At 63.1% G+C, this 7,654-nt stretch carries 7 protein-coding genes; 1 reads left to right on the top strand and 6 read right to left on the bottom strand.

What is annotated here, in order from left to right; genetic code table 11:
- Window positions 1-210 precede the first annotated feature (210 nt).
- Window positions 211-567, bottom strand: coding sequence for a hypothetical protein (locus ATN38_RS30920; protein WP_051720850.1), 357 nt, complete (start codon window positions 565-567; stop codon window positions 211-213).
- 189 nt (window positions 568-756) lie between these two features.
- On the opposite strand from ATN38_RS30920, the gene ATN38_RS30915 reads away from it, so the two are divergent.
- Window positions 757-1,095 (top strand): RNA polymerase-binding protein RbpA, encoded by a 339-nt coding sequence (locus tag ATN38_RS30915; protein WP_003944971.1) that lies wholly within the window; start codon window positions 757-759, stop codon window positions 1,093-1,095.
- A 429-nt stretch (window positions 1,096-1,524) separates the two neighbouring features.
- On the opposite strand, the gene ATN38_RS30910 is transcribed toward ATN38_RS30915, so the two are convergent.
- The 5 genes from ATN38_RS30910 to ATN38_RS30890 form a co-directional block, all read right to left on the bottom strand.
- A complete protein-coding gene (locus ATN38_RS30910) occupies window positions 1,525-2,703 on the bottom strand; it encodes a PrsW family intramembrane metalloprotease (RefSeq protein ID WP_003944910.1) in 1,179 nt (392 codons plus the stop codon).
- The gene (locus tag ATN38_RS30905; protein WP_228400993.1) at window positions 2,700-3,353 is read right to left on the bottom strand and encodes a hypothetical protein; all 654 of its coding nucleotides are present in this window, start codon (window positions 3,351-3,353) and stop codon (window positions 2,700-2,702) included. The genes ATN38_RS30910 and ATN38_RS30905 overlap by 4 nt, the downstream gene beginning before the upstream one ends.
- A 136-nt stretch (window positions 3,354-3,489) precedes the next feature.
- Window positions 3,490-4,320, bottom strand: coding sequence for a hypothetical protein (locus tag ATN38_RS30900; RefSeq protein ID WP_030536365.1), 831 nt, complete (start codon window positions 4,318-4,320; stop codon window positions 3,490-3,492).
- Window positions 4,321-4,412: 92 nt separating this feature from the next.
- Window positions 4,413-5,981, bottom strand: coding sequence for an apolipoprotein N-acyltransferase (lnt, locus tag ATN38_RS30895; protein ID WP_050655285.1), 1,569 nt, complete (start codon window positions 5,979-5,981; stop codon window positions 4,413-4,415).
- 37 nt (window positions 5,982-6,018) lie between these two features.
- Window positions 6,019-7,653 (bottom strand): amidohydrolase, encoded by a 1,635-nt coding sequence (locus ATN38_RS30890; protein WP_003944830.1) that lies wholly within the window; start codon window positions 7,651-7,653, stop codon window positions 6,019-6,021.
- Window position 7,654: the final 1 nt, after the last annotated feature.

The raw sequence follows: 7,654 nt of genomic DNA, 5'->3' as shown, positions 1-7,654 counted from the left end.
CATCGCACCGCCTCGATATCGAGTGGAAACCATGTGGCGATCCTGCGAGAGCGCAGCCGAAGGTCATCGACCTCGACGAAGGGTCGCTTCGAAGTCCGAACCTCCCCGAAGGTCCGAACTCAGGATCAAAATTGTCGTCGTCAGGCGTCAGGAGCACCGCAGTGTTGCAGTGCTCGACGCAAGGCTAGAAACCGGTTGCCCACACCTGCTCTACCGGAAACGTTCGGCTTCGCGGGCAAGCTCGGTCAACCGTTCACACAACTGTGTGAGCTCTGAACTCTCTGCGCCCTCGGCAACTGCTGTCGCCACATCTTCGGCAGCGCATCGGACCTCGAACATCCGATCCACGAGTTCGACCGCTTCGACTGCGGTCAAGATGACGGCGTCAGCCGGGATCGACGTGCCCTTGACGGCATTGCGCTGCTCGTACGCACGCTGTCGACAAGACTGGCTGCAGTACCGGCGTCGACGACCGACACCGGTCACCGCGACCTCTCGACCACACCACACACACGGGTTTCCCGAACGCGCAGACTCCGGTGATCCGACGCGTGTGCTCTCAGCCATGAATCGACACTGTACTCGAGATTCGGACGCCTTCGATGAACGCGCACGGTACCCGGTAAGATGGAGAGGTTGCGTCTTCTCGCCACACGGGAACCAATCGGGTGCTCGTGGCGTTGTAGATGAGTGTGAGCGTCTACTCCCCAAGTCAGGGCGCCCACCAGCGGTGACGAACGAAGAGAGGACACCACCATGGCAGATCGCGTACTTCGAGGTAGCCGACTCGGAGCTGTGAGCTACGAGACCGACCGTGACCATGACCTCGCGCCCCGTCGTATGGCCAAGTACAAGTGCGAGAACGGCGAGATCTTCGACATCCCGTTCGCGGACGAAGCCGAGATCCCCGGCACCTGGTTGTGCCGAAACGGCCTCGAAGGCACCCTCATGGAAGGGACTGCTCCCGAAGCCAAGAAGGTCAAGCCTCCCCGCACCCACTGGGACATGCTGCTCGAGCGTCGCTCGGTCGAGGAACTCGAAGAGCTCCTCAAAGAGCGTCTCGATTTGCTGAAGGCCAAGCGTCGCGGCGCATGAACTAGCACTTCGATCAAGACCGTCCGGTTCTACACCGGGCGGTCTTTCTCGTTCTTCGGGGAGTGATCGTTCACAAGTCGACGTCATACTTCGGCCCTTCTTCGACGTGGCAACTTCAGGATGCTTCGCGGTCCTCAAAGACACTTCAGGGCAACGTCATTCAGCATCCAGGCGCACTCGTGGGCCGACAGTGCGCAAATCCTGGACTTGCGCTGGAGAACCATCGGCGTTGCTTCGTGCACCAGTGTGAGCTGTATCCCCCACCCCGCGACACACCAAACTTCGGTACACCAAACTTCGACACGGAGTGAACTGGTAGCCCAGTCACTCGGCCGGGTTGCTTGCCAAGTGACGATGGCAAGCAACCCGGCCGACTGGGGTGTGGGTGAATGTTTTGCGGTGCTGAACGGTTCTTCCGCTACTTCCCGGTCACCGAGTGATGCTCTGTGCCGCGGTTCCTTGGCGGAGGCGGGTGATTTCGTTGCGTGATTCGACGACCTGGGGGCTGTCGTCGCCCTTGCTGACAGCAAGGTCGCTGCACAGATCCAGCGCGGCACGAACGATATGTCGTCGTTGGCGACGTTCGGTGCGAGTGGGTGCGGCTTTCGCGTAAGTACGTTGTTGTCGCCATCCGCCGGCGGCTGTCACCTCGGCGTCGGTCAGGACGCCGGACTCGATTTCCGGGGCGAGAATGTCACGGACGAAGTGGGATTCACGTGGGTGCGCCCAGACGAACGCGATCCACAAGGCAGTGAACGCGAAGACGATGTCGCCGATCATGATGACGAACACGAGCGAACTGCTGCCGCCGGCGATCGCGAGCATGGAATCCCACACGCCGTGGATCAGGATGGGTGCCACGATCAACGCCAATCCGCGTCCGATCCGCCGGGGCTGGGCCGGGGTGCCGATCAGATAGATCACGCCGGCGCAGAAAAGGGCGGTGAACAGGGGATGAGAGACGATGTCGGAGTAGGTGCGGGTGGCGATGGAACCGAGCAGGCCGTCGGTTTGGTGGGCGCCGAAGCCCTGTGTTGCGCCGGCAATCGAGTACAGAAAGTCTTCGCTGGTCTGAAATCCCAAGCCGATGAAAGCACCGAGGAGCAGGCCGTCGGTTGCGGTGCGCACCAGGCGTGGTGCAAGCGCGAGGAGGACTACGATGCCGATGCCTTTGGCGGTTTCCTCCACGAAGGGTGCAGAGAGGCCCGCATGCCAGTCCTGAGCCCATACCTGCCCGAAAATCTTCGAGTAGAGCGAACCGACTGCTCCGTTCGCGGGTACTGCGATAGTGAACGTTGCTGCGGTGGCGCCCCAGATGAAGCCGGTGACCACTAGTCCTACGGGTTGGCGTTCGTAGCGGTCGATGTGCCGGAACCACCATGTCCAGACCGCGGCGCTGATGACGCCGACGATGCCGGCAACGAGGAGTGCGCGCCCGAAGTATCCGGCGAAGGGAGCAAACATCTGCCAGCCTTTGACGAGGCCGAATCCGCACATCCACAGGTATATCCAGAACACGACGTTGCGTGGCTGGAAGAAGTGAAATTTCTCGCCCCAGGCCGTCGTATCGAATGCGCGGGAGCGGGTTTCGAGGAGATCGGTGCTCACTTGGTGTCTCCCTCGTGTGTGCCGATAGAGGCGATCATGTCGGTGATTTCTCGACTGCGGGCGGCGATCTGATCGGGTGGGCCGACTACCTGTACCCGAATTCCCTTGCCGTCGACGACGAATGTGGTCACCGATCCGGCGGACCGAGGAGTGTCAAAGCTGACCTGGACGCCGCTCAGACCCCCGGCGGTGCTGATCGGCTGGCGCGCACCGGAGACCGCAAGCACGGAACTGCCGTTCGTCGCAAGACTCACGGCATCTGTTTGGGAGAGGAGTTCGTCGGCAGTTCCACTGAATGTGTCGGCGTCGACGCTCACGGTGACGGTGCCATCGGTCAACGTCACACGTGGGAGCGAATCGGACGCGCCATGTTGGTCGGTTCGGAAACCACTGTCGACATTCCAGCCCGCAGGTGCGGCGAAGGAGACCGTTTCGGTCACGGCCATCCGGTCTCCGGCGCCGGTTGGATCTTCGGAGGAGACAGCGGAATCGATGGCGGGCACGATCACGGTCCAGAGCATCCACACCGCCAAGATCGCGAGGGCGTGTGGAAAGACTCGTGTGTCGAATCCGAGGAAGCGGTGATCCGCTGGTGGACGTCTTCCGTGTAGGGGCTCGTGCTTGTGTGCAGTACTCGAAATAACGCTCAATTTCCCTCGTTTCCATTGCACGGCAGGTGCACTGACTATCGCAGAAACGGACAAATTCCGTGCATCAGCCGGCACCAGCCGGTCATCGAGACGATCGTGCACCAAGTTCCCGTAGGCGCGAGATCACCGAGAGCTCCTAGTCGACGGTGAACCGTCGCATCGCCAGATGTCCGAACACGCCGACCAGAATCAACGTGACGCCTGCGGTCACGGAAACGGAGTCGGTCACCAACCCCGCGATGCCGGTCACGGCTACGAACACCGGCAAAAAGTCGAACAGCCTGAAAATCGACTGCGGTGGTTCGGTTTCGAGGCCCTGAGCCTGAGCGGCCTTGTTCGGCGCATACTCGGGGTACCACTCGGTGAAGGAGATCGCGAAGAAGGTTCCGAGCAACTGCAGAATCCATCCGGTCCAGAAGTTGTCACCGTCGTGCAGCAGTGCGTCTCCGAACAGGCCCACTACCGCCGACCAGGTGAACGCGAGAGCCCACACTGCGGTGATGACGTAGTTGATGTGCAGAAACAGAGGCGTCGCCCAATACTCTTCGGGCGTCGACTCTTTCGCGTACTGCAAAGTGAAAGGATTGCGGAGCAGGATCGATCCGAAGGCAAAGACCACCAGCGCGATGTTGGTCAGTTCGCCTCCCCAGAGTTCGAACCACCGAATCGTGTTCGCCGACGCGAGGAGGCCGACGGCCGCCAGAACGCCGAAGAACACGACGTCGAAGACCTCCAACAGCTTCACGGTGCCGCCGCGCCGGTGACTGGCCGCCAAGATCAGCAGCGACAACCCGAGGGCTGCGGCCGCGGATTCCTCGAACCTTCCCGGCCCGGAGAGCAAAGACAGCAAGATCCACGGTGACAGGCCGGCGAGCGGTGACTGCAGAACCGCGTCGACGACACTGGTTTTGTGAACTGCATCCCGGGGCTCGGACTTGTCTGGCTCGGTTTTCTCAGGCTCGGTCACAAGAAGCCGCCTTACGCAGGAACGGGTGGCACAGCGAGTACCCGCGTAGGCGCTCCTCGGAACATCGGCAGCCCTAATATCCGATGCTCGGCTCAGATTGCCGCAGTCTCCTCGGGTGAGTGCTCAGCCTGATCTCGGCGCCGGGCCAGCACTGCCATGGCAATCGCGCCGACCGCGATGATGCTGAGCACGATCTCCGGCACCGGACCTACTCGGCTGGCAAGGGTGGAGCTGGTCGAGAGCGGCACCTTCGCCACCAGGGTCGCCGGCACGAACAGGTCGGTTTGCGAAGTCACCGCACCGTCGGGAGCGATGATGGCGCTGACACCACTGGTTGCGGCGACAACGACGGCGCGGCCGTGCTCGACTGCCCGCACACGCGACATTGCCAGCTGCTGATAGGTCATCTCGGTGTCCCCGAAAGTGGCGTTGTTGGTCGGTACCGCCAGCAACTGTGCACCGTTGCGCACAGATTCCTGGAACGCCCGGTCGAACGCCACCTCGTAACAAGTCGCGACACCGATGGGTACCCCCGCTGCATGGACAACGCCGTTGCCCTCGCCGGGAACGAAATTGCCCGCGCGATCGGCGTACGAGGAGAAGTTCCGGAAGAAGCTTCGGTAGGGCAGGTATTCGCCGAACGGCTGAATGATCTTCTTGTCGTGCTGTTCCTGAGGACCGTTGGCGCCGTCCCACACGATCACCGAATTGGTGGTCGTACGATCGGCGTTCACGAGTACGGTGCCGACAAGAATCGGCGCTCCGATCGCTTCGGAGGCCCGGGTGATGTCGGCAGCGGCATCGGCGTTTCGCAGGGGGTCGATGTCCGAGGCGTTCTCCGGCCAGATCACGACGTCAGGCTGATCGACGCGGCCCGCGTCCACCTCGGCAGCAAGTTTCACGGTTTCGGCGACATGGTTGTCGAGGACCTGCTTGCGTTGCGAGTTGAAGTCCAAGCCCAACCTCGGAACGCTTCCCTGAATGGCGGCGACGGTGATCGTTCGATCACCGGAATCCATGGTGGACAAGAACGGCGACACCGCGAGAGCAATGATCACGGGCACGAGGGCAGCGGCAACAGCTCCGAAGAATCCTCGGTCCCATCGTTTGGCCGCGACAGCGACTGCAACTGCTGCCAAGCCGGTACCGGTCAGGGCCACCGCGAAGCTGAGCAGCGGCGCACCGCCGACACTCGCAAGAGGGAGGAGCCACCCTTCGGATTGACCGAATGCGAGCCTGCCCCAAGGAAATCCGCCGAAAGGAACGCTGGAACGAAGCCACTCGGTGAGCGTCCAGGTCGCAGCAATCCACAAGGGTGCCCATGGCAACCTCGCCACCAGAACCGCAAGCAGCCCGAACAGTCCGATGAACAACGACTCCACCGCGGCCAACGCGATCCACGGGACCGCACCTACGAACACACCGATCCACGGAAGCAACGGCACCAGAAATCCGAGACCGGCCAAGTATCCGTAACCGAAGCCGGCACGAAGGCGCAGTCCGCCGCGCCCGAAGTTCGTCAACACACACGTCAGAAGAGCGATCCCGACGGGCGCCAAGAACCACAGCGGGCGGGGTGGGAACCCTGCGAAGATCAGGAATCCACCTGCGGCCGCGTACAGCGAACGTAGCCATGCGGAACCGGTGAGCACAGCGCTCACACGGGAGCGATCACCGACAGACGCCTCTGCGCCGGCCTCACTCACTCGACGAGCCGCGCTGATAGACGACGCGTCCGCGATGCACCGACTTGATGCAGACCGGAATCGGCGCATCTTCCGCCAGCCTCGGCAGAGCGGGTACGCGCGAGCGCGGATCGGTAGACCATCGCTGAACCGAGTCGGCGGGTGCGCTCACTTCGAGTTCGCCTGCCTCCCACAACACGTAGGAGGCCGGTGCGCCCGGATTGAGGGTTCCCGCGGCGCCGTCCCGCACTCCGCCCGCGCGCCAGGCGCCGCGAGTTGCCGCGGAGAAGGCCGCACGCGGCGAGATTCCACTTCCGTCGGTGCGGTGCTGGACAGCGGCGCGCAGCATCGCCCACGGCTCGATGGGGGTGACCGGGGCGTCGGAGCTGAATGCGAGCGAGACACCCTTACCGGCAGCAGGTGCAAACGGATTCAACGCTGCTGCGCGCTCTACTCCCAGGCGCGTGGCGTAAAGACCGTCGGTGCCACCCCACAGTGCGTCGAACACCGGTTGGACGCTAGCGATGACACCCAAGGCGGCAAAGGTTTCCGCGTCGGCCATAGACATCATTTCCGCGTGCTCGAGGCGGTGACCCAACGCGGCGACCTTGGGGCCACCCAGTTCGTCGGCGACCCTGCGGAACGCGGCAGCTGCCGACGAGACGGCGCCGTCACCGATGGCATGGAACCCGGCCTGGACGCCCGCGAGGGTACAGGCCCGGATGTGTGCGGCGATCGCGTCGACGTCGAGGTAGGCATTGCCCGTCGAATCAGGTTGGTCTGCATAGGGTTCGAGCAACCACGCGGTATGCGAACCGAGCGAGCCGTCGATGAAGAGATCCCCGCCGAGTCCGTCTGCTCCGGTTTTGTCGAGGAGCGCGCGAGCATCCTCTTCGCTGTCGACACGCTCACCCCAGTAGCCCCGAACCTCCACGCCGTGATCGTGGGCCAACAGTTCCTGGAAATCGGTCAATCCCGAGATGTCCGGTCCCCCGCACTCGTGAACGGCCACGATTCCGCGTGAGGCGCAGAGATCGAGCGCAGCGGTACGAGCAGACGCGCGCTGAGTTTCCGTCAGCAGATTCCGAGCGGCATTGCGCGCCAGGTGGTGTGCGTCGAACGTCAACGGGCCTTCGGCTGAGTATCCAGCGGTGTCGGCGAGGCCGGAGATCCCGTCGCGCAGTGCGCTCGAGCACGCGGCCGAGTGAACGTCGATCCGCGAGAGATACACCTTGCGGCCAGGGGCGGCCGCGTCGAGATCTGCGGTCGACGGCGGGGTCTGCTCGGCCCACTCGGTGTCGTCCCAACCGTGTCCCCAGATGACTGCGTCGGGATGGGCAGTTTCGGGGTTCGCGGCTGCGAATGTTCGTACTCGCGAGAGACATTCGTCCAGAGAGTTCGCGCCCACGAGATCGAGGCCGACGAGATTGAGTCCCAGTGCGGTGATGTGGACGTGGGTGTCGACGAACCCGGGAGTGACAAACGCACCACCCAGGTCTTCGATCTCCGCGGCGGGGTGCAACGCCCGTCCGGCGCGCTCGTCGCCGACCCACACGACGGTGCCGTCGGTGATGGCGATCGAGGTCGCATCAGGTGCAAATGAACTGTAGATCCGGCCGTTGACCAGCAGACGAGTAGTCACGAGCACC

Source organism: Rhodococcus sp. FH8 (assembly GCF_019266085.1).
Lineage (GTDB): Bacteria > Actinomycetota > Actinomycetes > Mycobacteriales > Mycobacteriaceae > Rhodococcus_F > Rhodococcus_F qingshengii.
The sequence above is the reverse complement of the archived record's forward strand: the minus strand, read 5'-3'. Positions and strand labels throughout refer to the sequence as shown.